We start from the raw sequence: 23,045 nt of genomic DNA on the forward strand, positions 1-23,045 counted from the left end.
GCGTCCTTCATCGGCGGCGCCTCCATGAGCGGCGGTGTCGGCACCATCCTCGGCGCGATCATCGGCGGCCTCGTCCTCGGTGTGCTGAACAACGGCATGAACCTGCTCGGTGTCGGCTCCGACTGGCAGTCCGTGATCAAGGGCCTCGCCCTGCTCGCCGCGGTCGGCTTCGACGTGTGGAACAAGCGCCGCGCCGGTTCCTGAGCACTCTCCGCCCCCCACACGCACGTCGCACGTCATCAGGCACCACTCCCCGCATTAGGAGCGTCAGATGGACACGACCAGACGTACGGTGCTCGCGGCGACCGCCGCCGCGGGCATCGCCGCCACCACCCTGGGGGGCACGGCCCAGGCCGCCTCGCGCGGGAAACCGACGAAGGAGCTGTTCGGCAGGCTCGCCGACGGTACGAAGATCTACCGCTGGTCCCTGTCGAACGGCTCCACCCGCCTGAAGGTCCTCTCCTACGGCGGCATCGTGCAGTCCCTGGAGCTGCCGGACCGCAAGGGCCGGTACGTGAACGTCTCCCTCGGCTACGACCACATCGAGGGCTACGTCACCGGGACGACGTTCTTCGGCGCGACCATCGGCCGGTACGGCAACCGCATCGCGAACGGCCGCTTCACGCTGGACGGCAAGACGTACCAACTGTCGGTGAACGACGGCGAGAACTCACTGCACGGCGGCGCGAAGGGCTTCAACACACGGGTCTGGGACGTCGAGCCGTTCACGTCGGGATCCGACGTCGGCCTGCACCTGCACTACACGTCGATCGACGGCGAGATGGGCTACCCCGGCACACTCAAGACGACAGTCACCTACACGCTCACCGCGCGCGGCGACTGGCGCATCGACTACAGGGCGACGACGGACAAGGCGACCGTCGTCAACCTCACCAACCACACCTACTACAACCTCGCGGGAGAGGGCAGCGGAGGCATCTACGACCACGAACTGACCCTCGCCGCGTCGCGCTACACACCCACGGACGCGGGTCTCATCCCCACCGGTGAGCTGGCGAAGGTGGCGGGCACCCCGTTCGACTTCCGTCGCGCGAAGGCGATCGGCGACGACATCCGCGTCGCCCACCCGCAGCTCGTCACAGCGAAGGGCTTCGACCACAACTGGGTCCTCGACAAGGGCATCACGGCCCGCCCGGTGCACTTCGCGACGCTCCGCGACCCGGGCTCGGGCCGCACGCTGAAGATCGCCACGGACCAGCCCGGGGTGCAGTTCTACTCCGGCAACTTCCTCGACGGCACGCTCGTCGGCCCGTCGGGCCGCACCTACCGCCAGGGCGACGGCCTCTGCCTGGAGACCCAGCACTTCCCGGACTCCCCGAACCAGCCCAAGTTCCCGTCGACGGTGCTGCGGCCCGGGGAGACGTACCGGACGACGACGGTGCACTCGTTCGGCACGTGAGCCACCCGGGTTGAACACCGCCCCGCCCGTATCCGTATCCGTGGTTCCCATGGTCGCGGATACGGGCGGAGTCATGTGATGAGTGGAAGCGTCGTCTCGCTGTTCCAGGGCGCCACCGCCCACACCCCGTCGTACGGGCAGCTCACGCGGGCCGGGGCGGCGTCCGGCGGGCCCGTGACCGACTTCTGCATCCCCTGCAACCCCTACTTCCCCACCCCCGCGATGCTCGACGCGCTGCGCGGGCGGCTGCACGAGATCCTGACGTACTACCCGAGCGACGCGGCCACGATCACCGCCGAGCTGTGCCAGGTCCTGGGCCTCAACCCCGCCACGGTGGCCATGGGCAACGGTTCGACGGAACTCATCACCTGGATCGACCACCTACTGGTCCGCGAGTCCCTGGCCGTCCCCGTCCCCACCTTCGGCCGGTGGACGGACCAGCCGATGGAGACGGGCAAACGCGTCGACATGTTCCCGCTGCCCGAGCGCGACGGCTTCGCCCTGGACCCGGCGGCGTACGCGGACTTCCTCCACGCCCGCGGCTCCCGGGCCGCCGTGATCTGCAACCCCAACAACCCGGACGGCGGCCTGCTCCCCCGCCGCGCGCTGCTCACCCTCCTCGACGAACTGCGCCACCTGGACCTGATCGTCGTCGACGAGTCCTTCCTGGACTTCGCCGACGCGGACGGCGGCGGCCAGAACCCGAGCGTGGTCCAGGAAGCCGTACTCCGTCCGAACGTCATCGTCCTGCGCAGCCTCGGCAAGAACTTCGGCCTGCACGGCATCCGCTTCGGCTACCTGGTCGCGAACCCGGCCCTGGCGGGGCACGTACGGGCGGCACTCCCGAAGTGGAACCTCAACTCCTTCGCGGAGACGGTGGTGTTCATGCTCCGCGAGCACCGCCAGGAGTACGCGGCCAGCATCCGCCAGGTCTGCCACGACCGCCAGGACATGCGGTGGCAGCTCGACCGCCTCCCCGGCCTCACCGTCTACCCCTCGCAGGGCAACTTCCTGTACGTGCGTCTGCCCGACGGGGTCGACGGGGTGTGGCTCCGCGATCAGCTCCTGGCCCGGCACGGGGTGCTGGTCCGCGAGTGCGGCAACAAGATCGGCGCATCGAGCCGCTTCCTGCGCCTGGTGGTGCGGCCACGGGCGGACGTGGAGCGGCTGGTGGCGGGGCTTGAGTCGCTGCTCGGGGCGGGTGCTTCTTCGGGTGTGACGCGGCCCTACAGTTCGGGGACGGCGGCGGTGGACCGGCTGATGCCGGCGGGTTACTGAGGGGCCTCAGGGGTTGTGCCAGGCGGCGGGGTCGTCGGCCAGCTCCCGTACGGGGGCCGGGAGCCGGTCGCGGGCGATGTCGTCGAGGGTGACGCCCTCCAGGATCTTGCGGACGTTGGCGCGCAGGGCGACCCAGAGCGGCAGGAGCGGCTCGGCGGGCCCGGTGTAGGCGAGGGCGTTCGGCCGCTCGCCGCGCACCGACACAATGGGCCCTTCGACGGCGCGTACGACATCGGCGACGGTGATGGCGTCGGCGGGCCGGGCGAGAAGATAGCCGCCGTTGCCGCCGCGCCGGCTGACGACGATGGAGCCGCGGCGCAGGTCGCTGAGGATTCCCTCCAGGAACTTGTGCGGGATGTCCTGGGCGTCGGAGAGCACTTCGGCCTTGACGGGTTCGGCGCCCTCGGGGCTCGTGCGGGCGGCGAGTTCCAGGCATGCGCGCACCGCGTAGTCGGCTCGGGCTGAAATCCTCATGGGGTCATTGTCGGGGTCCGTTCGGGGCTCGTGACGGCAGGCTCCTCGCGGCGCCGGGTGCGCAAGGTGACGGCGACGCCGAAGGCGGCGACACCGAGGCAGACCAGCACCAGCGGCACCCCTTCGAGTCCCCACATGGCGAGGCCGGACCCGGTGAGCAGCACGATCAGCGCCCAGCGCAGGGCGGGCCCCGCGACCCGGGTGGAGAGCACGGCCCCGCACAGGACCCCCGGAATGGCACCGATCAGCAGGGTCCCGGCGAGACCGAGGGAGACGTCGCCGACGAGAAGATGCCCGAGGGCGGCGGCGCCGACGAGCGGAACGGCCTGCAACAGATCAGTCCCGACCAGGTGGTTCGCCTTGAGCCGGGGATGCGCCAGCATCAGCATCACGATGATCAGCGACCCGGAGCCGACCGAGGTCATCCCGACGACGACCCCGCCGACAAGCCCGATCAGGAGGGTGGCGACCGGCCTGACCCGCACGTCAGCGTCCTCGGCGGCATCGGATCCGAGCCCGCGCCGCCGGTCGAGCCACATCCGGGCGACCATCCCCACCACGGCGAGCAGCAGGGCGCCCCCGATGACGTACTTCACCCGCTCCTGAAGCTCCTCGCCGTCCCCGAACGCCTGGAGCAGCAGGGCGCCCCCGAACGCGGCGGGCACGGCCGTCGGCAGCAGCCACCGCACGATGTCCCAGCGGATCGTCCCCGCCCTGTGGTGCACGGCGGCGCCGAACGGCTTCATGAACAGGGACGTCGCGAGGTCACTGCCGATGGCGGCGGTGGGATTGACCCCGAAGAACATGACCATGATCGGCGTCATCAGGGCGCCGCCGCCCATCCCGGTCAGCCCGACCGCGAGGCCGACGAGCGCCCCGGCGACGACGATCGCCCACGAGAAATCCATGCGCACTACTGTGCATACATTCCCTATGGGATTGATATGGATTACGTTCGAATCTCGGTGGGTGGACGCGGCTGGGCGGCTTCAACAGTCGCGGGTGACGTGCCGCACGAATCGAGCCCAGGCCGGGCCGCCCACGGCGACATACGGCTCGGTCAGACGCTTGGAGTCCCGTACGCACATCGCGTCTCCGATGACGGCGACCTCGACACAGTCAGAACCGGCCTCGCTACCGCTGTAGCTGCTCTTGAACCACGCACCCGTGTTCGCGCCCGTGCCCGTCATGCCTCGTTCAGCACCCGGGTGACGTGGCTTACGAACTGGGCCCATGCCGACCCGCCAACTGCGAACCATGGGCCGGCGTCCCGCTTGGAGTCCCGTACGAGCATCGACTCGTAGGCGACAGCGACCTCGACACAGTCGGAACCCGGCTCGCTGCCGCTGTAGCTGCTCTTGAACCACGTGTACGTCTCGGTGTCCGTCATGTCTCGTTCAGCACCTTCTCGATGAACGCCAGCGATTCGCGGGGTGCGAGCGCTTGAGCCCGGATCATGCCATAGCGCATTTCGAGGTACTGGACCTGCGCCGGGTCCGTGATCAACTGCCGGAAGGACTGCACCTCCACATGCCCAAGTGTCGTACCGCCGCGCTGTTTCAGCACGCGAAAGGCACCGTCGAGACCGGGGTGCACTTCGCAGTCGGTCGGCATGACCTGGATGTCGACGTTCATCAGCGCGCCCAGCCGCAGCAGGTGTTGCAGTTGGCGCCGGTGGACATCCCGCCCGCCGAGTGGCCTGCGCAGCGTCACCTCTTCCTGCACGAAGCTGAAGACGGGAAAGACTCCGCTGTCGAGAATGTCCGGGCGATTCGGGCGGCCACCTCGCGTTCGATCACCTCCGGCTTGAGTGTGGGGCGCCGGACCGCGAACAGCGCCGTCGCATACTCCTCCGTCTGCAACAGCGCGTGCAACGTCCGGTCCCCGTACGCCAGTACCTCCACCGAGTCCCGCTCCAGCTTGGCCAGATCGCGGACCTTCTTCGGATATCTGGCGTCCTCCAGGTCCACCTTCATGGCCGCGATCCGGCCCCGCGCGTCCAGCACCTCGTCGGCCTTGTCCAGGTACTCGGGCCGGGGAATCCTCGTGCCCTGCTCCACCTTGTGGACGAGCCCTTCCCCGTACCCGAGCCGCGCCCCGAACTGCCCCGCGCTCAGCCCGGCCACCTTCCGCCAGGCCCGCAGTTGCCGCCCGACGGCGACGACCACCGGTTTGACCTCGTCGTCCGGCTCGACGTCCCAACCTGATCCGTCGCCCGGCTCGCCTGTCTGCTCAGCGATCACGAAGACCACCTCCGCACCGCTAACGACCGGCCTTCGCAACCGGCGCACGGTGTGCAGCGACAGCAAGAAAAAATTCGAACGTGTGCCAGTCAATTACCGCGATACGGGGCATTTGCTCACGCCAGCCGGATCACATTCCAGGACAGTGGTTCCAGGGATGCCTTCAGGGTGCCGTCCTCCAGCTCTGTCCCCGTTCCCGCGTGCGGCTTCACCCGCTCCGGGTCGTCCAGCGTGTTGCGGGCGTCCGGGTCCTCGTCGGACAGGACCGAGTGTTCGGCCACCTCCGACAACTCCAGGCCGTGCAGCGCCACTTCCAGTGGCAGCGGCTCCGTCTGGCTGCGGTTCACCGCGAACACCGTCACCGTGCCGTCCTCCGCGCGGACCGCCGTCGCGTGCAGCAGGTCCGCCGTGCCGTGGCGCTGAGTTTCGTACGTCGGGCCCGAGACCCGTACGTCCAGGACCTCGCCGCGGCCGTACTTCGAGGCCTGGGCGAAGGGGTAGAACGTCGTCTGGCGCCAGGCCGGGCCACCCGGTTCGGTCATGATCGGGGCGATGACGTTCACCAGCTGCGCGAGGCAAGCGACCTTGACGCGGTCCGCGTGGCGGAGGAGGGCGATGAGGAGGGAGCCGAAGACGACCGCGTCGGTGACCGAGTAGACGTCCTCCAGGAGGCGCGGGGCCTCCGGCCAGTCCAGGGCCGAGACCTGGGCCTCGGTGCGGGACATGTACCAGACGTTCCACTCGTCGAAGGAGAGGTTGATCCTCTTCGGGGATTTGAGGCGGGCGCCCACGTGGTCGCAGGTCGCCACGACGTTCTCGATGAACGACTCCATGTCGACCGCCGACGCGAGGAACGAGTCCCGGTCGCCGTCGTGCTCCTCGTAGTAGGCGTGGAGCGAGATCGCGTCCACCAGGTCGTAGGTCTCGGCCAGGACTGTCGCCTCCCACTCCGCGAACGTCTCCATCGACTGGCCCGAGCTGCCGCACGCGACCAGCTCGACGTCCTTGTCGATCTGGCGCATCGCGCGTGCTGTCTCGGCGGCCAGCCGGCCGTATTCCTCCGCCGTCTTGTGGCCGGTCTGCCAGGGGCCGTCCATCTCGTTGCCCAGGCACCAGAGGCGGATGCCGAAGGGGTCCTTGTCGCCGTGGGCGATGCGCAGGTCGGAGAGGGCCGTGCCCTGCGGGTGGTTCGCGTACTCCTGGAGTTCTATCGCCTCCGCCACGCCCCGCGTGCCGAGGTTCACCGCCATCATCGGCTCCGCCTGCGGGCCGATCTTCCGCAGGAACGCGATGTACTCGGAGAGCCCGAAGCGGTTCGGCTCCGTCGTGCGCCAGGCCAGGTCCAGGCGGCGGGGGCGGTCCTCGACCGGGCCCACCGAGTCCTCCCACTTGTAGCCCGAGACGAAGTTGCCGCCGGGGTAGCGGATCGCCGTCACGCCCAGTTCGCGGACCAGGTCGAGGACGTCCGCGCGCAGGCCCGCCTCGTCCGCCGTCGGGTGGTCCGGCTCGTGGATGCCGGTGTAGACGCAGCGGCCGAGGTGTTCGACGAACGAGCCGAAGAGGCGCGGGTCGACCTCGCCGACCTTGAACGCCGGGTCGAGTGTGAAGCGTGCCGTGTGCAATGGTTCCCTTTCCGTAAGGTGCGCGGTCCGTGTCACTGGCCCGCGAGGCCCGTGTGCGCCACTCCCGCCACGATCTGCCGCTGGAAGAAGACGAAGACCACGATCAGCGGCAGGCCCGCCATCAGGCCGCCGGCCATGAGCTGGGCCCACTGGATGCCGTAGGAGTTCATGACGGTCGCGATGCCGTTCGGCATGGTCATGAGGTCGGGGTTGTTGGTGACCATGTACGGCCACAGGAAGTTGTTCCACGACGCGATGAACGTGAAGATGCCGACCGCCGCGAGGGAGGGGCGGGCGAGCGGGACGACGATGGTGAAGAAGATCCGCCAGCGGCCCGCGCCGTCGATGAACGCCGCTTCCTCCAGTTCGCGCGGGATGCCCTGGAAGAACTTGTAGAGGATGTAGACCATGGCCGCCGGGGCGCACTGGGGCAGGATCATCCCCCAGTAGGTGTCGACCATGCCCATCTGCTGGACCGTGGTGAACAGCGGGACGCCGAGCACCGCCGGGGAGATCATCAGGCCCGCCATCACCACGCCCATCAGGACGCCCTTGCCCCGGAACTCCGTACGGGCGAAGCCGTAGCCCGCGAGGGCCGCGACGACCAGGACCACGGCCGTGACGCACACCGAGACGACCAGCGAGTTCACGAACCAGTTGGTGATGTTGCCGGTCTCGAAGAGCGCCTTCCACGCCTGGCCGGTCCACTCCTTCGGCAGCCAGTGCGGCGGCACCTCGACCGCCTCGGTCTCCGACTTGAGCGAGGTGAACAGGGCCCAGGCCAGCGGCGCCAGGAAGACCGCCGAGACGGCCGTCCCGAGCAGCGTCAGGGCTATCTGGCTCGGTGTCCACGCACGACGGACACCACGGGTGGCCGTACTCATCGCGCCCCCTCCTCACGGTTGCGCAGCAGCCACATCCGCCCCAGGGCGACGGCCGCGATGATCACGAAGAAGATGACGGAGATCGCGGAGGCGTAGCCCACGCGGTAGCTGGTGAAGCCCTGTTCGAGCGTGTACTGCACGAAGGTGCGGGTCGAGTCCTCCGGTCCGGGGCCGAAGTCCATCATCACCACGGCCTGGTCGAAGACCTGGAGCGAGGCGAGGATCTGGAGCGCGATGACGAGGCCCGTGATGTTGCGGAGCATCGGCAGCGTGATGTGGACCATGCGGTGCCAGGCGTTCGCGCCGTCCAGCTTCGCGGCCTCGTAGAGGTGGGCCGGGATGCCCTGGAGCGCGGCGAGGTAGAGCAGGAAGCTGAAGCCGACCGTCCACCACAGGGTCGTGATGACGACGGCGAGCATGGCGTACGCCTTGTCGGTCAGCCAGGGCGTCTCGATGCCGAAGACGTAGTTGATCATGCCCGTGCCCGGGTTGAACAGCCACTGCCACAGGTTGCCCGCGACCGTCGACGGCAGGAGGAACGGGAGGAAGAAGCAGAGCCTCCACAGCCACTTCCCGCGCTCGATGTGGTGCGCCAGCATCGCGAGGAGGAAGGCGATGACGGTGATGCAGGGCACGACGAGGAGGGTGAAGTGCGCGCTGTGGCCGAGCGCGTCCCACATCAGGGGGTCCCGCAACGCCTCGCGGTAGTTGTCCAGGCCGACGAAGCCGGGGTTGTCGCCGGAGATGTCGGCGTCGGTGAAGCTGAGGTAGACGCCGCGCAGCAGCGGCCAGATCACGAACAGCGCGAACAGGATCAGGAACGGGGCCACGAACCAGCCGCCGTGCTGGAAGCCCTGCTTGCGGCGGACGGCGGCCCCGCGCGGAGCGGTCGCGCTGCGCGCGCGGGGTGGGGCGATGACGGTCTCGGCGCTGGTCGTCGTCATGCGGCCGCACCTCCCTGCGCGGCGGTCCTGCCGTCCATGGGGTTCTTCATGTCGAGGAGCTGGGCGAGGGTGCTCTTCATGCGGCGGGCGGCGGCCTCCGGCTTCGCCGAGCCCATCGTCGAGGAGACGACGATCGGGCCGACGCGCTGGGCGAGGATGCCGGTGGAGCCCGCGAACCACACCTTCGGCTCGGTGGCCTGGTGGTTCATGGCCGACACGTACTCGTTCTGCGGGGCGAGCCTCCGGTACGCGGCCGTCGACAGGGTGGGTGTGTGGGCCGGGATGTGGCCGCCCGCCGCCCATTGCCGGGCGTGCTGGACGACGTACGCGGCCAGCTGGTGGGCGGCCTCGTTGGCCGCGCCGCCCCGGCCCGCCTGGTGCGGCAGCACGAACGCGTGCGACTCCGCGTGTGTGGCCCGCTTGCCGAAGACGGGTGGCAGCGGGGTCGCCCCGTAGTCGAGTTTCGCGCCGTCGAAGACCGGGACCGACCAGTTGCCCTCCCAGGTGAAGGGCGCCCCGTTGATGAACTGTTCGCCGTCGGCCGCGCCCGCGATCGCGTACCCGTCGGTGACGTGCTGCCGCAGGAACTCCAGGACCTGGGTCGCCTTGTCGGTGTCGAACGTGACCTCGGTGTTCGCCGCGTCGAAGTAGGTGCCGCCGAGCTGCGTGTAGAACGCCACGAAGAACCACCACATGAAATTCAGGTCGTTCGCGTGCAGGCCGAGGGTCTGCAGCCCCTTCTTCGTCGCCTTCTTCGCCTTCTTCAGCACCGCGAACCACTCGTCCGTCGACGTCACCGGCACGATCCGGCCGTCGTCGCCGAGCAGGTCCGCCCTCTTCAGCACGTCCTTGCGGTAGAAGCTGAGCTGTACGTGGATGTCGAGGGGCAGGGCGTAGAGCTTGCCGTCGATCACGGCGCGCTTCCACAGCGCGGGGTTGAAGTCCCGTTCCCGCACGCCGTACTTGGCGAGGAGGCCCACGTCCCAGGGGTCGAGGAGGCGGCCCGGGGAGAAGCCCGTGACCCGGCCCAGGTGCATGACACCGAGGTCAGGGGCGCGGTTGCCGGCCGCCGCCATGGCGAGCTTGGTGTAGAAGGGGCTGCCCCACTGGAGCGTGGAGTCCTTGACGTCGATGCCGGGGCTGGCGGCGCGGAAGGCGTCCAGCATCGCGATCATGTTGTAGCCGTCGCCGCCGCTGAAGAGGTTCCAGTAGCGGACCCGGGTGTCGGCGCCGGAGGCGAGTGCGTCGGCGCCGGTTCCGAGCGCCGCGAAGCCGAAGCTTCCGGCTACGGTCAACCCGCCCAGTCCGGCGAGGAGTTGCCTGCGGTTCAGGCCAGGTCGTCCCATGCCCTGCCCTCACTGTCGAGGATGGCTCGTTCGAAATTTCGGCTGCTGCTCGTAACTTCGAACGGGACCGTAGAAGCGAAGCGCTTCGACGTCAATGGGTCGCGCTGGAATTCGCGCGGCCCATGGGAAAAGCCGCCCTCGCGGGTGCCCCTTGCGGGATCGTCGCGAGTGCGGCTTGTCTGTGGCTGGTCGCGCAGTTCCCCGCGCCCCCGGCGGGGCTATCCGAAGGGGGGCTGCGGGAGGCCCTGGCCTGCTCCCGGGAGGGCCAGCAGGGAGCCCGCCAAGGGGGACGGAGCCTTCAGGCCCACCCTCGCCGTCGTCACGTACAGGTCCCTCAAGTCGCCACCCCCGAACGCGCACGCCGTCGGGCGCTGGATCGGCAGGGGCACGACACGGTCCAGGGCGCCGGACGGCGTGTAGCGGCGCAGGGCCGCGCCGTCCCAGAGGGCCACCCAGATGCAGCCCTCCGCGTCCACGGTCAGGCCGTCGGGGAAGCCCGCGCCCTCCTCGATCGTGGCCAGCTCCCGGCGGCCGGTGACCCGTTCACCGTCCACGTCGAGGACGTCGATGCGGCGCGTCGGCGTGTCGACGTAGTACATGCGGCTGCCGTCCGGGCTCCAGCCGGTGCCGTTGGAGACCGTGACGTCGTCGAGGACCGTGGTCACCGTCGTGCCGTCCGGGGCGACGCGGATCAGGTTGCCCGCGCCGGGCGTCTCGTCGTACGCCATCGAGCCCGCCCAGAGCGCGCCGTCGGGGGCGACGGCCGCGTCGTTGCCGCGGCGGCCCGCGACCGGCTCGCGGTGCAGCCATGCGAAGGAGCCGTCCGGTGCGTAAGTACCCACCCCGTCACGGAGGTTGACCACCAGGCCACCGCCCGCGCGCGGTTTCGCCGCGCCCACGTGCTGCTCCGTCGCCATGACCGTACGGCGTCCGCTGTCCGGCTCGTAGGTGTGGACGCGCGAGCCGAGTATGTCCACCCAGATCAGGCGGTCGCCCTCCGCGTCCCAGGTCGGGCCCTCGCCGAGCTGTGCCGACTCGCGTACGGCCACCTCGACCGGGGTCTCGGCGGCGCTCACATCGTCCCCCGGTGCCCGAGCCGCTCCGACAGATCGGCGGCGCCCTTCGCCGCGAGCTGCGTCAGCTCGTCCAGGCGGTCGTCGCTCCAGCGGATCATCGGTACGGAGATGGAGAGCGCGGCGACGACCCGGTTGGTGCGGTCGCGGACCGGGGCGGCGACGCACGACACGTCGGTGTTCGACTCGCGGGACTCCACGGCGATGCCGCGGCGGCGGATGTCGGCCAGGTGGGCGTGGAGCGCGGCCGGGTCCGTGATGCTGTTCTCCGTCATGGCGAGCAGCTCGGCGCCGGCCGGGATGCGGGCCGCCAGCTCGGTCTCGGGCAGGGACGCGAGGAGCATCTTGCCGACCGAGGTGCAGTGCGCGGGCAGGCGGCGGCCCGCGGCGGAGACCATGCGCACGGCGTGCGTGGAGTCGACCTTGGCGATGTAGATGACGTCGGTGCCCTCCAGGATCGCGACGTGCACCGTCTCGTCGCAGGTCTCGGCGACGCTGCGGGCGACCTGCTGGCCCTCGGCGGCGAGGTCGAGCTGTTCCGCGTACCGGCTGCCGAGCTGGTAGGGGCGGACGCCGAGGCGGTAGCGGCCCGGCTGGCCGGGGACCTGCACGATGTAGGAGCGGGCGGCGAGCGTGGTCACCAGCTCATGGACCGTGGTGCGCGGCAGCTGTAGCTTGCGGACGATGTCGGGGGCGGACAGCGTGCCGTCCCCGTCCAGGAAGAGCTCCAGAATGTCCAGAGCCCGCGTCACGGCGGGTACGAGACGTCCCACGACCGGCCCCCTCCCATGTTCGACATTTCAACAGTCGGTCGGTATCACGAACATAGGCTACGCACAGCGGGGTTGAGCGGGCAAGGGAGGAACTAGGCCCCCAGTTCACCGCGCAGGCGGCGGGCCCGAAGGACCAGTTCCAGTTCGAAGCGGCGGTCCGGGTCGTCGACCTCGGCGCCCCACAGTTCGCGGATCTGGCGCAGGCGGTAGCGGACCGTCTGCGGGTGGACGCCCAGGCGGGCGGCGACCTCCGGGGCGCCGCCGCGCGTCTCCAGCCAGGCGAGCAGCGTCTCGGCGAGGCGCCGCGCGTGTGTCGGCCCGCACTGGGTGAGCGGGGCGAGGGCGCGCCGGGTCAGGTCGTCGACCAGCTCCTCGGGCTGGAGCAGGACGAGGGCCTGGGTGTGCTCGGTGCAGTGCAGGACCTCCTCGCCGGGGAGCAGCCCGCGCTCCATCAGGGCCACCGCCGACTCGGCCCAGCGCAGCGACTTCGCGGCGGCGGGCGGGGCGACGGGCGGTCCGATCGCGCCGCTCCACCCGGCGAGCGCGCGGCGCAGCAGGTCGGGGCGGCCTGCCGCGTCGGGGTCGGGGACGACGAGCCGGGGCCGCTCGGTCTCCATGTCGAGCAGGACGTCGGGGCCGACGGCCGGGGCGACGGCGTCGCGCGCGGGGCGCACGAGGACGCCGACGGCGACGCGCTCGGGCACCGGCCAGCCGATGCGGGCGGCGCGTTCGGTGAGCGCCTTGACGGGGTCGGGCGGCGCCGCGGTCCGCCCTTCGAGCATCAGGTCCATGAGCTTGCGCTCCAGGCGGAGACGTTCTCCGGCCTGCCTCGCGGCGGCCTCGGCGTAGCCGCGGACCGACTGGTCGACGAGGCCGTCGAGGTACTCGTAGCCCGCTTCGGCGAGTTCGTACATGGCCGGGGGCGGGATGCGCAGGCGGGTGCCGAGGTCGGCGAGGCGGCGCCAGGCGAGTTTCACGCCGAGCCGGTACATGGCCTGGAGGGAGTCGAGGCTGCGGCCGTGCAGGCTCTGTCCGCGCCCGAACTCCTGGAAGACGCGCGGGGGCCGGCCGTCCGGCGCCGGTCCGGTGTCGGAGGCGGAGACGTCCGGCAGGCGGCGCACAAAGCCCTCGATGGCGCGGCGGATGCCGACCAGGGCGAGGGGTTCGCCGGAGGTGTCGTGGACGAGCGGCAGGTGCGGGAACTCGCGGCGGATCTCGTCGAAGATGTCCTGGGCGAGCCGGGGCGCCTCCTCCAGGGCGAGCGCGGCGAACTGCTTGACCTGGAGGCGCGGTACGTCGCACCAGGCGGAGCGGGTCGTGGCGGGCACGGTTCAGCGCCCTTGTCCGGGGTTTGCGGGCGTCTTCGGGGTCTCGTAGGTCACGAGCGGGGTGTTGGGCTGGTCCGGGGTCGCGTTGATCAGCGCGAGCACGCCGAAGGAGGCGGCGACGGCGAGCGCCGCTCCGGCGGCCGCGGTGAGCGCGGCGGCGAGCAGTCGGTTCATCGCAGGGTCAGCCTCTCTGCAGCGGCCTGGTCCCCACCCGGTGCCAACCGTCAAGTACCCAGTTTTGACAGCAGATTGACACTCCGTCAAGGCGCGTCTACGGTTCCCGGCCCATGAAGAGCCCTCCCGCGAAAACCTCTTTCGTCTGTGTGGGTCTCGGCACGTTCCTGCTCGTCCTCGCGGGGATGCTCGCCTGGTACGTGGAGCCGCGCGCCGAGCGCACCAGCATCGACGTCGACGTGACGACCGTGTTCACCGGAACCGGGAGCTACTTCGACACCGACCGGATCAGAACGGTCGAGGACCGGCGGCTGACGATCACGCGGCAGGTCCGCGGCGACGTCGCCGAGAGCGAGCGCAGCGGCCGGGCCGTGTGGGACGTGGTGACGTCCGTCGACACGGACAGGACACTGCCCGCCGCCGATCCGCACGACGCGCTCCAGTGGACCAAGGAGCGCTGGGTCACCGACCGCGCGACCAACGCCCCGGTGCACTGCTGCGGCGAGGACCCGGAGTTCGCGGGCGAGGCGTACCTGAAGTTCCCCTTCGACGTCGAGAAGCGCACCTACACCTGGTGGGACAACACGCTCGGCGCGACGGTGCCGCTCCGGTACGCGGGGAAGGCGAAGGTGCGGGGCCACACGGGCTACCGGTTCGTCGGCAGCGTCGCCCCCACCCGGACCGGCTCGCGCCAGGTGCCGGGGCGGATCGTCGGGCAGCCCGACAAGGGGCAGGTCCTCGCCGAGGAGTGGTACGCCAACCACCGCGTCGATCTCGTCGCGGACCCGCGCACCGGACGGGTCGTGTACGCGGCCGTCGGCCCCCGCCTGACGCTGCGCGCGCCCGGCACGGTGCGGGACGCGGCGGTGCTCCTGGACAGCCGGAAGATCGCCTTCACCCCGCAGACGCAGCGCGAGCAGGTGGCGCTCGCCCGGGACGACAACAAGCTCCTGCGGCTGCTCGGCACGGTGTTGCCGCTCGTGGCGGGGGCGCTGGGCGCGGTGCTCGTGGTGGCCGGGGCCGTGTTCGTCGTACGGGGCGGGAGGGGCAGGCGCGAGCCGGGCGGGCAGCCGGGGCGCCCCGGGCCCGGCCCGTCGCCGACAGCGCTGGAGAAAACCATGATGTGACGGCACGTCAGCTCGGAAAGAGGCCGAACTTGTCACGCGGGTGAGTAGCCGCGGCGCACAGCGCGGCGAAAACTGTCGAACCCCACCTTGTGCAACCGGCAAGTACGGCCCCGCTCGGCCGACCGCGTCCTGCCGAGCGTCCCCCCGCACGCGTTCAGTGACGAGTTGGAGCACCCATGCCCCAGCACGTGCCGCGCCGCATCGTCTTCCTCGCCCACCGCGACCTCGGCAACCCGGCCGCGGGCGGCTCCGAGCTGCTCGTCGACCGCCTGGCCGACGGGCTCACGGACCTGGGTCACCAGGTGACGCTGCTGTGCGGCGGACCGGCCGGGCACGGCGCCTTCCGCGACTACCGCGTGGTCTCGGCGGGCGGGCAGGCCGCGCACTACCTGCGGGCCCGCTCGGCCTTCGCCCGGCAGGTCGGCGACTGCGACCTCCTGGTCGAGGTCTGCAACGGCATGCCGTACCTGGCGCCGCTCTGGCACCGCGGCCCCACGCTGTGCCTGGTCAACCACGTCCACACGGACCTGTGGCGGATGCGCCTTCGCGGCCCCCTCGCGCCCGCCGCGCACGTCGGCCGAAGACTCGAACAGTGGGCGCTGTCCGGCGCCCAGCGCCGCAACCTGCTCGTCGCCGTCTCCCCCTCCACCGCGCACGCGCTGCACACCATCGGCGTCGACCAGGACCGCATCCGGCTCGTCCCCAACGGCGTCGAGGAGCCGGGGCCACGCGCCGACCGCTCACCGGACCCGCTGTTCCTGGCGATGGGCCGCCTCGTCGAGTACAAGCGGATCGATCTGCTCCTGCGCCTGTGGGAACGGGTGCGTCCGGTGACCGGCGGCCGGCTGGTGATCGTCGGCGACGGCCCCGAGGGGGCCCGCCTGCGCCGCCTCGCGGGCCCCGGCACCGAGTTCACCGGCCACGTCTCCGAGGCCGACAAGCACCGGCTGCTCTGCGAGGCGTGGCTGCTCCTGCACCCCTCGGCCGTCGAGGGGTGGGGCCTGGTCGTCACGGAGGCGGCGGCGCGCGGCACGCCCGCGGTCGGCTTCGACGTGCCCGGCGTCCGCGACTCCGTCGAGCACGGCGTGACCGGCCTCCTCGCCGGAGGACCCTCCTCCTTCGCGGCGGCCTGGTGCACCCTCGCCCTCTCCACCCGCCGCCGCGAACTGATGGGCAAGGCCGCGGAGGAACGCGCCTCCGCCTACCGCTGGACCCAGACGGTCCGCCAGTTCAGGGCAGTGGCGGCGGAGGCGGTGAGAGGCGTGGCCGAACGTGACGTGGCCGAACGTGACGTGGCCGAACGTGGCCTGGCCGAACGTGACGTGGCCGAACGTGGCGTGGCCGAACGTGGCGTGGCCGAACGTGGCGTGGCCGAGCGGTGGCACAAGGGTCCGGGGCCATGACCCCGGCCGGGTTCCGGGACCCCTCGACGGGGCGGTCCCTCGCACTCCTGCGGGCCTTCCTGCACGAACAGGACGACCCGGCGGCCTGCTACGCGCTGCTCGCGCGGGACGCCGCCGACCAGGTCGAGGCGTACGGGAAAGTGGCGGGGAAGATCGTCGTGGATGTCGGCGGCGGCAGCGGGCACTTCACGCGGGAGTTCCGGGAGCGCGGCGCGCAGGGCATCCTCTTCGAGCCGGACGCGCGCGAGTTCGGCCCCGACCCGCCGCCGTCCACGGTCGTCGCCGACGGCTACCTGCTGCCGCTGGCCGACGCGGCGGCCGACGTCACGTTCTCCTCGAACGTCCTGGAGCACGTCGCCGACCGCGACACCTTCCTCGGCGAACTCGTCCGTGTCACCCGCCCCGGCGGCCTCATCTACGTCTCGTTCACCAACTGGCTCTCGCCGTGGGGCGGCCACGAATGGGCGCCCTGGCACTACCTCGGCGCCCGCCGCGCGCAGGCCCGCTACCGGCGCCGCACCGGCCGGGCCCCCAAGCACACCCTCGGCGTGAACCTCTTCGTCCACCACATCGGCCCGACGCTGCGCCACGTCCGCGCCCGGGACGACGTGGCGGTCGTCACGGCGCGCTCGCGCTACTGGCCGTTCCTCACGGAGGCGGTCGCGCGCGTGCCCGGGGTGCGCGAGTTCGTCACCTGGAACCTCCTCCTCATCCTCAGGCGGTGTCCCCCATGACGACCACGGTCCAGGCCCCACCCGCCGCGCCGCCGCACCCGGACCCCGAGCCGGGCCCGCGCTCGCGCCGCTGGCTGCTGTCGTTCTGGGCCGTGCTGTTCGTCCTGTTCTGCGCGGTGCACCCGGGACGGATGACGTTCGAGACGAAGCTCGGCGTCGTGCTCGACCCGTGGCGGTTCATCGGGGACCTCGGCCAGCTCTGGCACGACCGCGCCGGGTTCGGCGGCATCACGGACCAGTACATCGGCTACGCCTTCCCGATGCTGCCGTACTACGGCCTGGCGGACCTGGTGCGGCTGCCGGTCTGGCTGGCCGAACGCCTGTGGATGTCGCTCGTCGTGACGGCCGCGTTCTGGGGCGCCCTCCGACTCATGGAGCGCCTAGGCGCCGGGACCTCGCGCAGCCGCCTCCTCGCCGCGGTGGCGTACGCGCTGTGGCCCACGTACACGATCGTCATCGGCTCGACGTCGGCGGCGGCGCTGCCCGGCGCGTTCCTCCCCTGGGTCCTGCTGCCCCTGGCCGACGCCCGCAGGTCCCCGCGCGTCTCGGCGGTCCACTCGGCTCTCCTCATCCCCTTCATGGGCGGCGTGAACGCGGCGGCGACCCTCGCCTCGCTCCTCCCCGTCGGCCTCTACCTCCTCTCCCGCGCGCCGGGCCCGCGCAAGCGGCAGCAGATCGCCTGGTGGTTCCCGTCGGTGGTCGCGGCGACCCTCTGGTGGACGGTCCCGCTGCTCCTCCTCGGCGTGTACGGGGAGAACTTCCTGCCCTTCATCGAGGACGCGCGGACCACGACCGACACGATGGCGGCGACGGAGTCCCTGCGCGGCGCGGGCAACTGGGTCGCCTATCTGCACCTCGGCGAGGCGTGGCTGCCGGCCGGCTGGACCGTGGCGACCGCCGCCGTCGCCATCGTCTGCTCGGCGCTCGCGGCGGCGTTCGGCCTCGCGGGGCTCGCCCGCCGCGACCTGCCCGAGCGCCGCTGGCTGCTGCTCACGGTGACGGCCGCCGCCCTCGTCACGCTCGCCGGGTACGGGGGCGCGGCGGGCGCGCCCTTCCACGAGACGGTCCAGTCGTGGCTGGACGGCGGCCTGGCTCCGTTCCGCAACATCTACAAGTTCCAGACGGGCCTCGCGCTCGCCCTGGTCATCGGCCTCGCGCACGTCGTCGGCATCGCCACGGAGACCCGCGGCACCAGACCGCTGCGCGGGCGCCGGTTCGCCCCGCTCGCCGTCGCGGTCCTGATCCTGCCGGGCCTTGCCTGGCCGTACCTGAACGGTTCGATCCTCCAGCCCGGCTCGTTCCAGAAGCTGCCGACGTACTGGGAGACGACGGCGGACTGGCTGCACAAGTACTCCCCGGACTCGCGCGCCCTCGTCGTCCCGGCCACCGCGCACGGCATCTACACCTGGGGCTCCCCCATCGACCAGCCGCTCGACGTGCTCGCGGACTCCCGCTGGGCGCAGCGCGACTACGTCCCGTTCGGCACGCCGGGCAACCGCCGCGCCCTCGACGCGATCGAGCAGGCGCTGATGTCGGGCGGCGAGGTGCCGGGGCTTCAGGACTTCCTGAGCCGCAGCGGCCTGTACTACGTGGTGGTCCGCAACGACCTGGACCCGGACCAGTTCGGCTACGTGCCCACCGCCACCGTCAAGCGGGCGCTGACCGAGTCCGGCTACCACCGTGTCACCGGCTTCGGCCCGGCCGTCACCGGCGGCCGGATCGCCGAGGACACCCCGGTCCAGGTGGAGGGCATCTACCCGCGCTCCCGTGCGGTCGAGATCTACGCGCCCGCCGCCGACGCCCGCCGTCCAGGCCAGGCGGGTCTGCTCCCGGTCAGCGCCACGGCGGAGGTCAGCGGCGGCCCCGAGTCGCTGCTCCCGCTCTCCGCGGACCCGGCGCTCCGCAACCGCCCGGCGGTCCTGACCGGCGACAACCACCCGGGCATCGGCACTCCGGCCGTCCGTATGGCGGTCGACGGCCTGCGCCGCGCCGACACCCGCTTCGGCCTGGTCAACACCAACACCTCGTTCCCGTACACGCCGACGGAGCGCAACAGCCCGGACGCCGCCGAGAACCCGGGCGGGAAACCGAAGCAGATCCTCCCCACCCGGGGGCTCGCGCATCAGACCACCGCGCGGATCGAGGGGGCCCGTTCGGTCACCGCGTCCTCCAGCGGCAACTGGCTGCTCCACCTCCCGCAGTTCGACCCGGTGAACGCCTTCGACGGCGACCCGGACACCGCGTGGACGGCGGGCGCCGCGGACTCGGCGGACGTCGCATGGGTCCGCGTCGAGTTCACCCGCCCGACCCGCATCCCGTCGACGCTCCGGGTGACACCGCTCCCGCAGGAGCAGGTACGGGCAGCGCCCACCCGCATCCGGATCGAGACGGACAAGGACAGCGTGACGTCCGACATCCTCCCGAACGGCAAGCCTCAGCGCGTCGAAGCACCAGCCGGGGAGGCGAGATGGCTGAAGGTCGAGATCCTGGACACGCAGGCCCGGCGCCCCTCCCTGACCGGCGCGGGCTTCGCCGAGATCAGCGTCCCCGGCGTACGGGTGGCCCGCGCGCTGCAACTGCCGGCGGACTCGGACGAGGCGGACCAGTACACGTTCCGCCGCGCGACCGGCGACGGCTCCCTCACCCTCACCGACCTGGCCCCGTCGATCCACCGCGCCTTCACGACGTCCACCTCCGCGCCCTTCACGTTCGAGGCGACGGCGGTCCCGGCCCCGACGGAAGCGCTCGACGAACTCCTCTACTCCGTCGCCCCCGACCAGCGCCGCGCCATCACGGCCACCGCCGACTCCACGGCCCGGATCGGCCCCAACACCACGCCGCGCAACCTCACGGACGGGGACCTGACCACGGCCTGGATCGCGGGCGACGAGCCGACGATCCATCTGCGCTGGCCCGACAAGTGGCCCGTCTCCCAGGTGGTCCTGCCCGCGGCCGGCGGCCTGTCCAGCCGCCCCGAGCGGATCGAGATCAGCTCCCCGGACGGCGCCGCGACCGCCGGGGTGGACGAGAACGGGGTGGCGAACTTCGCCCCCATCACCACCGACCGCCTGGACATCACCATCACGGACACCGCACCCCTCACCCTCCACAACCCGGTCGCGGACGAGGACCTCCAGCTCCCGGTGGGCCTGACCGAGGCGTACATCCCCGCGCTCGACGCGTACCGGGTACGACAGCCCACGCCCGAACGGCGCTTCAGCCTCCCGTGCGGCAAGGGCCCGACGGTCACGATCGACGGCGTCCGCCACCGCACCTCGGCCCGCGGCACCCTCGCGGACCTGACGGAGCGCCGCCCGGTCGCCCTCACCCTGTGCGACCGGCTCACGCTGACCGCCGGACCCCACACCCTCAGCACGGACAGGCGCGGCCCCCTGGCACCGACCAGCATCACGCTGACCCGCGCGGGCGCCGACACGGACGCCGTCCCGCCCGCCGCCCGCGACCTCACCATCGAGGACTGGCTCGGCGACCACCGCGAGGTGCGGGTGGGCGCGGGCGAGGCCACGTACCTGACGACGTACGAGAACGCCAACGACGGCTGGCGCGCGACCCTCAACGGCAAGAAACTCTCCAGCCTCCGCCTGGACGGCTGGCAACAGGCGTGGCTGATCCCGGAGGGGGCGGCGGGCACGGTGAAACTCTCCTACCAGCCCGCGACCAGCTACGACGTCGGGCTGATCGTGAGCGCGGCGATGCTGGTGCTGCTCATCGCCCTGGCACTGTGGCGCCGCCACCCCGTCGACCCGGTGGAGCGCCCCGCGCCTCCGCCGCCCCCGGGCTGGATCCTCGGCACGCTGGTCCTCACGGCGGTGGGCATCGTGATCGCGGGCCCCTGGGCGGCCCTGGTCCCGGCCCTGGCCCTCCTGGCCTGGAAACGCCACACGCTCCTCGTACCGCTGGCGTTCCTGACGATGACGGCGGCGGGCGTGGTGGCGGCGACGGGTTCGGGTGCGCCGGTACGGGACGGGGAGGGGGCGTTCAGCGGGGTGGCGCAGGTGCTGGCGCTGGCGGGGTTGTTCGCGGCGCTGGTGACACACCGAGCCCCGCCTTTGTACGAGAGGCAGCGGGGTCCGGGGCGGAGCCCCGAAAATTCAGCCCCTCCGGCGATTGAGGAGCGGGGTCCGGGGCGGAGCCCCGAGACGTCCACAACGGCCCGGAGCGCCACGGAAAAGGGGCCCCAGCCATGACAGCCACGACAACCCCGCGCACCACCACAACCCACCCCTTCCCGACCGTCGACGAAATCGCCCGCCACTGCCAACAACACGACGAACCCGAAACGGTCCACATAGAGATCCACCTCACCGGCCACCTGGACCCGCCCAGACTGACCGCCGCCTTCGACCAGGCCCTGCGCACACACCCCCGCATCCTCATGCGAGAGGCCCCCCGCCACTGGTACACGCGCCGCTACACCTGGGAGCTGACAAACGCCCCGGACGTCCCCCCGGTGTCGTTCCCCGAACCGGGCCCAACCGCGCTGAAGCAAGCTCGCACCCGCGCCCTGACCGAGGCCCCGCCCCTGACGACGTCCCCACCCGTACGCCTGGAGTGCGTACCGCACCCGGAGACCGGCAACTCGGTCCTGTTCCTCACCATCAACCACACCGCACTGGACGGCCCGGCCTGCCTCCGCGTCCTGGCGACGGCGGCGAACCTCTACGGCGGCCGGGACAACACCCCGCCACCCCCGGCGCCCCCGCCGACCCGCAGACCGCCCCCACCGGACCTGCCGTCCTCCTGGGCACGCCCGGCACGGGTCGCCCCGGGCAGGCCCGAGGCACGTCCCGGCAACGGCATGCTGGTCTGCGAACTGGCGGTGCCGCACCGCCCGAAGGGCGCCCCGTACACGGTGAACGACCAGCTCATGGTGGCGACGGCCCGCACGGTCGCGGACTGGAACGACGAACACGGCGCACTCCGTCCCCGCCGCCCCCTGCGCATCACGATGCCGGTGGACGACCGCCCCCGGGACGCGACGATGCCGATCGGAAACGGCACGCGCCTGGTGGAAGTGCCCCTCTCCTTGGCCGAGTTGCGAGAGGAAACCCCAACCCTCCTCCGCCTGACCGCCGAACGCACAGCGGCCCTGAGATCACTCGTCCGCCCGCAACTAGGCCACGGAGCAGCCCTGTTGACCGCCCCCTACGCCCCCGTGGCGTGGCGCGCCGCGGCCACCCGCGCCCTGCGCACGGCCGCCGCCCCCTGGACCTCCACGACGCTGCTCAGCAACATCGGCCGGGTCCCGTACCCCCTGGACTTCGGCGACGGCGGCCGGGCGAGCGCCGTCTGGTTCTCGGCACCGGCCCGGATGCCACGCGGCCTGACGGTGACCACCGCGTCCACGGCGGGCCGGCTCCACCTGGCCCTGCGCTGGTCGCTCACGCTCCTGAGCCACGGCGACGGAGCACGTCTGCGCGACCTGTTCGAGCACCACCTCCACGCGACACAGGAGGAAGCACGATGACGACGACGAAGCCGCCGCCGCGCAACGGCCTCCGGGACTTCTACGAGAACCCGGAAGTCCCCGTGGCCTCCGGCGCCCCCCGCACCCTGCGCCAGACCCGCGCCCTGGCCGCCACCCTCACCGGCACCCACGACGCCACGATCCTGGACGTGGGCTGCGGCGACGGCAGCGCGGCGGCGACGGTGGCCCGCCTGCTGCCGGGCCATCGCCTGATCGGCGTCGACTGGTCGCAGGACGCGTTGCGCCGAGCGGCCCGCCGCATACCGGACGTCGTTCGCGGCGAGCTCACGGGAGGGGGCCTCCCTGTCGCGTCGGGATCGGCGGACGCGGTCCTCTTCTCCGAAGTCCTGGAACACCTCGTCGACCCCGACGCCGCCCTCGACGAACTCCGCAGGGTCCTGCGCCCGGGAGGCCACCTGATGCTCTCCACCCCGAACCTCGCCGCCTGGTACAACCGGGCACTGCTCCTGGCCGGCGTACAGCCCGTCTTCTCGGAGGTGAGCCTGCGCGCGGTGCACGGCCGCCCCGGCACGGAAGTGGTGGGCCACCTGCGCCTGTACACGCGGCGCGCGCTGTGCGAGTTCGTCGGGGCGTCGGGTTTCGAGGTCGTACGGGTGACGGGCGCGCCCTTCCACGGGGTGCCCCGCGTGCTGCGCCCCCTGGACCGCCTGGCCTGCGGGGCGCCGTCGCTCGCCTCGATCCTCCTCCTGCACGCCCGAAGGACGTGAGGGGCG

The 23,045-nt window shown here is 71.7% G+C and carries 20 protein-coding genes and 2 pseudogenes; 9 read left to right on the forward strand and 13 right to left on the reverse strand.

Features of this window, described 5'->3' with window-relative positions:
- The 3 genes and pseudogenes from N5I75_RS10805 to N5I75_RS10815 all read left to right on the forward strand — a co-directional run.
- Positions 1 to 204: pseudogene (locus N5I75_RS10805) on the forward strand (sugar ABC transporter permease); the annotation flags it as partial.
- Between the two features lie 67 nt (positions 205 to 271).
- Entirely contained in the window at positions 272 to 1,420 is a 1,149-nt protein-coding gene (locus N5I75_RS10810) for an aldose epimerase family protein (RefSeq protein WP_476676486.1), read from the forward strand.
- Between the two features lie 78 nt (positions 1,421 to 1,498).
- Positions 1,499 to 2,698, forward strand: coding sequence for a pyridoxal phosphate-dependent aminotransferase (locus N5I75_RS10815; protein ID WP_476676487.1), 1,200 nt, complete (start codon positions 1,499 to 1,501; stop codon positions 2,696 to 2,698).
- A 6-nt stretch (positions 2,699 to 2,704) separates the two neighbouring features.
- Here the strand turns inward: N5I75_RS10815 and N5I75_RS10820 are convergent, their stop codons facing one another.
- From N5I75_RS10820 to N5I75_RS10880, 13 genes and pseudogenes are all read right to left on the reverse strand, one after another.
- Positions 2,705 to 3,172 (reverse strand): RrF2 family transcriptional regulator, encoded by a 468-nt coding sequence (locus N5I75_RS10820; protein ID WP_476676488.1) that lies wholly within the window; start codon positions 3,170 to 3,172, stop codon positions 2,705 to 2,707.
- Positions 3,169 to 4,080 (reverse strand): sulfite exporter TauE/SafE family protein, encoded by a 912-nt coding sequence (locus N5I75_RS10825; protein WP_476676489.1) that lies wholly within the window; start codon positions 4,078 to 4,080, stop codon positions 3,169 to 3,171. Before N5I75_RS10825 ends, N5I75_RS10820 begins: the two co-directional genes overlap by 4 nt.
- An 81-nt stretch (positions 4,081 to 4,161) precedes the next feature.
- Positions 4,162 to 4,362, reverse strand: coding sequence for a DUF397 domain-containing protein (locus tag N5I75_RS10830; protein ID WP_476676490.1), 201 nt, complete (start codon positions 4,360 to 4,362; stop codon positions 4,162 to 4,164).
- The gene (locus N5I75_RS10835) at positions 4,359 to 4,562 is read right to left on the reverse strand and encodes a DUF397 domain-containing protein (protein ID WP_476676491.1); all 204 of its coding nucleotides are present in this window, start codon (positions 4,560 to 4,562) and stop codon (positions 4,359 to 4,361) included. Before N5I75_RS10835 ends, N5I75_RS10830 begins: the two co-directional genes overlap by 4 nt.
- Positions 4,559 to 5,415 (reverse strand): annotated as a pseudogene (locus N5I75_RS10840) (helix-turn-helix domain-containing protein). Before N5I75_RS10840 ends, N5I75_RS10835 begins: the two are co-directional and overlap by 4 nt.
- 116 nt (positions 5,416 to 5,531) lie before the next feature.
- Positions 5,532 to 7,037, reverse strand: coding sequence for an arabinosylfuranosidase ArfA (gene arfA, locus N5I75_RS10845; RefSeq protein WP_476676492.1), 1,506 nt, complete (start codon positions 7,035 to 7,037; stop codon positions 5,532 to 5,534).
- A gap of 32 nt (positions 7,038 to 7,069) precedes the next feature.
- Positions 7,070 to 7,921, reverse strand: coding sequence for a carbohydrate ABC transporter permease (locus N5I75_RS10850; RefSeq protein ID WP_476676493.1), 852 nt, complete (start codon positions 7,919 to 7,921; stop codon positions 7,070 to 7,072).
- Positions 7,918 to 8,865, reverse strand: a complete 948-nt coding sequence (locus N5I75_RS10855) for a carbohydrate ABC transporter permease (protein WP_476676494.1) — start codon at positions 8,863 to 8,865, stop codon at positions 7,918 to 7,920. Before N5I75_RS10855 ends, N5I75_RS10850 begins: the two co-directional genes overlap by 4 nt.
- Complete coding sequence (locus N5I75_RS10860; RefSeq protein WP_476676495.1) at positions 8,862 to 10,211, reverse strand: extracellular solute-binding protein; 1,350 nt, start codon at positions 10,209 to 10,211, stop codon at positions 8,862 to 8,864. Before N5I75_RS10860 ends, N5I75_RS10855 begins: the two co-directional genes overlap by 4 nt.
- 218 nt (positions 10,212 to 10,429) lie before the next feature.
- The gene (locus N5I75_RS10865; RefSeq protein ID WP_476676496.1) at positions 10,430 to 11,287 is read right to left on the reverse strand and encodes an SMP-30/gluconolactonase/LRE family protein; all 858 of its coding nucleotides are present in this window, start codon (positions 11,285 to 11,287) and stop codon (positions 10,430 to 10,432) included.
- Positions 11,284 to 12,057 carry an IclR family transcriptional regulator gene (locus N5I75_RS10870; protein WP_476676497.1) on the reverse strand — a complete coding sequence of 258 codons (774 nt, stop codon included), beginning with the start codon at positions 12,055 to 12,057 and terminating at the stop codon, positions 11,284 to 11,286. The genes N5I75_RS10865 and N5I75_RS10870 overlap by 4 nt, the downstream gene beginning before the upstream one ends.
- Positions 12,058 to 12,149: 92 nt before the next feature.
- Complete coding sequence (locus N5I75_RS10875; RefSeq protein WP_476676498.1) at positions 12,150 to 13,385, reverse strand: PucR-like N-terminal domain-containing protein; 1,236 nt, start codon at positions 13,383 to 13,385, stop codon at positions 12,150 to 12,152.
- Between the two features lie 3 nt (positions 13,386 to 13,388).
- A complete protein-coding gene (locus N5I75_RS10880) occupies positions 13,389 to 13,559 on the reverse strand; it encodes a hypothetical protein (RefSeq protein WP_476676499.1) in 171 nt (56 codons plus the stop codon).
- A 113-nt stretch (positions 13,560 to 13,672) separates the two neighbouring features.
- Between N5I75_RS10880 and pgfA the strand changes: the two genes are divergently transcribed.
- From pgfA to N5I75_RS10910, 6 genes are all read left to right on the forward strand, one after another.
- Positions 13,673 to 14,686, forward strand: coding sequence for a cell envelope lipid trafficking protein PgfA (gene pgfA / locus N5I75_RS10885; protein ID WP_476676500.1), 1,014 nt, complete (start codon positions 13,673 to 13,675; stop codon positions 14,684 to 14,686).
- Positions 14,687 to 14,862: 176 nt separating this feature from the next.
- Positions 14,863 to 16,089, forward strand: coding sequence for a glycosyltransferase family 4 protein (locus N5I75_RS10890; RefSeq protein ID WP_476676501.1), 1,227 nt, complete (start codon positions 14,863 to 14,865; stop codon positions 16,087 to 16,089).
- A complete protein-coding gene (locus N5I75_RS10895) occupies positions 16,086 to 16,823 on the forward strand; it encodes a class I SAM-dependent methyltransferase (protein ID WP_476676502.1) in 738 nt (245 codons plus the stop codon). Before N5I75_RS10890 ends, N5I75_RS10895 begins: the two co-directional genes overlap by 4 nt.
- On the forward strand, positions 16,820 to 21,031 hold the full coding sequence (locus N5I75_RS10900; RefSeq protein ID WP_476676503.1) for an alpha-(1->3)-arabinofuranosyltransferase: 4,212 nt from the start codon (positions 16,820 to 16,822) through the stop codon (positions 21,029 to 21,031). The genes N5I75_RS10895 and N5I75_RS10900 overlap by 4 nt, the downstream gene beginning before the upstream one ends.
- The gene (locus N5I75_RS10905; protein ID WP_476676504.1) at positions 21,028 to 22,311 is read left to right on the forward strand and encodes a condensation protein; all 1,284 of its coding nucleotides are present in this window, start codon (positions 21,028 to 21,030) and stop codon (positions 22,309 to 22,311) included. The genes N5I75_RS10900 and N5I75_RS10905 overlap by 4 nt, the downstream gene beginning before the upstream one ends.
- Positions 22,308 to 23,039 (forward strand): class I SAM-dependent methyltransferase, encoded by a 732-nt coding sequence (locus tag N5I75_RS10910; protein ID WP_476676505.1) that lies wholly within the window; start codon positions 22,308 to 22,310, stop codon positions 23,037 to 23,039. Before N5I75_RS10905 ends, N5I75_RS10910 begins: the two co-directional genes overlap by 4 nt.
- Positions 23,040 to 23,045: the final 6 nt, after the last annotated feature.

It is taken from the genome of Streptomyces sp. R818, from assembly GCF_056172735.1.

Bases quoted from the DNA above. Each gene is read 5' to 3' on its own strand.
- N5I75_RS10810 (WP_476676486.1), top strand. From the start codon at position 272: ATGGACACGACCAGACGTACGGTGCTCGCGGCGACCGCCGCCGCGGGC.
- N5I75_RS10815 (WP_476676487.1), top strand. From the start codon at position 1,499: ATGAGTGGAAGCGTCGTCTCGCTGTTCCAGGGCGCCACCGCCCACACC.
- N5I75_RS10820 (WP_476676488.1), bottom strand. From the start codon at position 3,172: ATGAGGATTTCAGCCCGAGCCGACTACGCGGTGCGCGCATGCCTGGAA.
- N5I75_RS10825 (WP_476676489.1), bottom strand. From the start codon at position 4,080: ATGGATTTCTCGTGGGCGATCGTCGTCGCCGGGGCGCTCGTCGGCCTC.
- N5I75_RS10830 (WP_476676490.1), bottom strand. From the start codon at position 4,362: ATGACGGGCACGGGCGCGAACACGGGTGCGTGGTTCAAGAGCAGCTAC.
- N5I75_RS10835 (WP_476676491.1), bottom strand. From the start codon at position 4,562: ATGACGGACACCGAGACGTACACGTGGTTCAAGAGCAGCTACAGCGGC.
- N5I75_RS10850 (WP_476676493.1), bottom strand. From the start codon at position 7,921: ATGAGTACGGCCACCCGTGGTGTCCGTCGTGCGTGGACACCGAGCCAG.
- N5I75_RS10855 (WP_476676494.1), bottom strand. From the start codon at position 8,865: ATGACGACGACCAGCGCCGAGACCGTCATCGCCCCACCCCGCGCGCGC.
- N5I75_RS10860 (WP_476676495.1), bottom strand. From the start codon at position 10,211: ATGGGACGACCTGGCCTGAACCGCAGGCAACTCCTCGCCGGACTGGGC.
- N5I75_RS10880 (WP_476676499.1), bottom strand. From the start codon at position 13,559: ATGAACCGACTGCTCGCCGCCGCGCTCACCGCGGCCGCCGGAGCGGCG.
- pgfA (WP_476676500.1), top strand. From the start codon at position 13,673: ATGAAGAGCCCTCCCGCGAAAACCTCTTTCGTCTGTGTGGGTCTCGGC.
- N5I75_RS10890 (WP_476676501.1), top strand. From the start codon at position 14,863: ATGCCCCAGCACGTGCCGCGCCGCATCGTCTTCCTCGCCCACCGCGAC.
- N5I75_RS10895 (WP_476676502.1), top strand. From the start codon at position 16,086: ATGACCCCGGCCGGGTTCCGGGACCCCTCGACGGGGCGGTCCCTCGCA.
- N5I75_RS10900 (WP_476676503.1), top strand. From the start codon at position 16,820: ATGACGACCACGGTCCAGGCCCCACCCGCCGCGCCGCCGCACCCGGAC.
- N5I75_RS10905 (WP_476676504.1), top strand. From the start codon at position 21,028: ATGACAGCCACGACAACCCCGCGCACCACCACAACCCACCCCTTCCCG.
- N5I75_RS10910 (WP_476676505.1), top strand. From the start codon at position 22,308: ATGACGACGACGAAGCCGCCGCCGCGCAACGGCCTCCGGGACTTCTAC.